Origin of the sequence: Streptomyces sp. NPDC050704, assembly GCF_040654355.1 — a bacterium.
In the GTDB taxonomy this organism is placed as follows: Bacteria; Actinomycetota; Actinomycetes; order Streptomycetales; family Streptomycetaceae; genus Streptomyces.
In genome coordinates this window covers 1-2,509 of record NZ_JBFAHW010000257.1, presented here as the reverse complement: position 1 = coordinate 2,509, position 2,509 = coordinate 1, and the positions used below count along the sequence as shown (strand labels likewise).

Here is a 2,509-nt window from a genome sequence, read left to right as displayed (position 1 = left end):
CGCCGGTACGTCTCCCCGCGGGTGGGCTCGTCCTTCACAGACAGCCGACCGCCTCGCACGACGATGCCGGCGGGGTCGACGCCGTGCAGCGGTGACTTCTCGTCCCCGACGGCGAGTTCGATCGCCTGCCGCCGTAGTTTGTCGCAGCCGTCCTGTACGGCGGATCCGACACTGGCCATGGTCTGTGACCCGGCGTGGACGGGGGCCGGGGGCATGAGGGAGTCGCCGAGCCGGAACATCACCTGACGCATGGTCAGACCGAGGGCGTCGGCGGCGACCTGGGTCATGGAGGTGGCCGTGCCGGGGCCCATGTCACTGGTCGCGGACTGCACCAGAGCGGTGCCGTCGGCGGCGAGCCTGACCGAGGCCTGGGCCGTGCTGCGCTGGGTGTCGTAGACACCGGCGGCCATACCCATGCCGATGAGCCAGTCGCCGTCACGCGTCGAACGGGGCTTGGCGTCGCGCCGGTGCCAGCCGAACTCGCGGGCGCCGACGCGGTAGCAGTCGCGCAGGCGGCGGGTGGAGAACGGCAGATTGGTGGACTCGTCGGCGGCGGGTTCGTTGCGCAGCCGCAGCTCGATCGGGTCCAGGCCCAGTTCGTGGGCGAGCTCGTCCATCGCCGACTCGACGGGGAAGGCGCCGCTGGCGTAGCCGGGGCCGCGCATGAACCACGGGGTGCTCACGTCCAGCGGGACGTGGCGGTAGGCCTGACGGACGTTGGGGGTGCTGTAGAGCATCCGGCCGGGTTCCAGGACGTGTTCGCTGTGCCGTTCGTAGCGGGAGCTCTCGGTGCGGATGTCGTGCGCCGACGCGGTCAGGCGGCCCTGTCGGTTGCCGCCGAGGCTCAGTTCGTACTCGTAGGCGGGCCGGAACCCCACGCCGAAGTACAACTGCCTGCGCGTGAGTACGAGTTTCACGGGGCGTTTCACTTCGCGGGCGGCCAACGCCGCGGTGACGGAGTGCACGTAAGTACGGGCGGCGCTGCCGAAGGCTCCGCCGACGAACGGCGAGATGACCCGGACGTTGCCCGGCGGGATGCCGAACTCACCGGACAGGGTGCGCACGGCGCCCAGCACACTCTGGGACTTCTCCCAGACGGTCAGCCGGTCACCGTCCCAGCGGGCGACGGTGGCGTGCGGCTCCAGCGGATTGTGGTGGTTGCGGGCCATCCGGTACATCAGGTCCAGCCGGACCGGGGCGGATTCCAGTGCACCGTCGGCGTCGCCGCGCGCATAGCTCTCCGGGTCGTCGGCGGGTTCGGCGACGCTGATGTCGGTCGAGACAGACTCGGCATCATAAGAGGCCTGCACCAGGCTCGCGGCGTGCTGGGCGATCTCCAGCGTGGTCGCCACCACGACCGCGACAGGCTGACCGAAGAACCGGATGCGGTCGTCCTGGAAGGGACGCAGCCGCCGGCCCGGCGGGAATCCCCCTTGGACTGGCGGCAGCCTGGGCGCGTTGAGGTGACTGATCACCTTCAGGACGCCGGTTTCGGCTTCGGCGGCGCGGGCGTCGATGCCGGTGACACGGCCCCGGCCGACACTGCTCTCGACGAGAACCGCGTGCACGACCCCGTCGGGGCTGTTGTCGGCGGCGTACTTCGCTTTCCCGGTGACCCTCAGTCGTGCGTCGACCCGGGGCGCCGCCGCACCGACTGCTGCCTGTGGCTGGCTCATTTCGTGCCTCCTACGGTGCGCAACTGGCGTTCGACGGTGCGTTTGAGCAGCTCGGACTTGAAGCGGTTGTGGGTGAGGGGGCGCGCCCCGACCGCCGCTTGCTCCGCGGCGGCCGCCCACAACGACTCCGAGGGACGCTCCCCCACGAGATGCAGCTCGACGGCGGGGAGTTTCCACGGCACCGTGCCCACTCCCCCGGCGGCCACCTTCGCCTCCTGGATCACGCCACCGCGCACGTGCAGTGCGACGGCGGCCGACGTGAGCGCGAACTCGTACGACTGCCGGTCCCGCACCTTCAGATAGCCCGACTTGAGCGGGCGCGGCAGCGCCGGGATTTCGACCGCCGTGATCAACTCACCCTGCCTGACGGCCTGTTCACGCTGCGGGGTGCTGCCCGGCCGCAGCAGGAAGTCCGCGAAGGGAACTCGGCGCTCCCCGTCCGGCCCCAGCAGGTGCACGGTGGCCTCCAGTGCGGCGAAGGCCACGGCCACGTCGGAGGGGTGGGTGGCCACGCAGGACTCGGAGGTGCCGAGGATCGCGTGGGTGCGGTTGTGGCCGTGCAGCGCGGCGCAGCCCGAGCCGGGGTCGCGCTTGTTGCAGGCGGCGCTCACGTCACGGAAGTACGTACAGCGGGTGCGCTGCATGATGTTCCCGCCGATGGTCGCCATGTTCCTGAGCTGGGCCGACGCGCTCAGCTCCAGCGCCTCGGAGATGACGGGATACAGGGTGCGCACCTTCGGGTGGGCGGCGGCCTCGGACATCCGTACCAGCGCGCCGATGCGCAGGCCCCCGCGCTCGGTGACACTGACCTCGCGCAGCGGCAGGCCGGTGAT

General features: G+C 70.9%; 2 protein-coding genes. Both read right to left on the bottom strand.

What is annotated here, in order from left to right:
- On the bottom strand, nucleotides 1-1,676 hold a 1,676-nt coding region (locus AB0I18_RS51880), incomplete at its 3' end, for a xanthine dehydrogenase family protein molybdopterin-binding subunit (protein ID WP_363112864.1).
- Nucleotides 1,673-2,509: FAD binding domain-containing protein (locus AB0I18_RS51875; RefSeq protein WP_363112863.1), on the bottom strand; the 837-nt coding region annotated here is incomplete at its 5' end. The genes AB0I18_RS51880 and AB0I18_RS51875, both read right to left, overlap by 4 nt.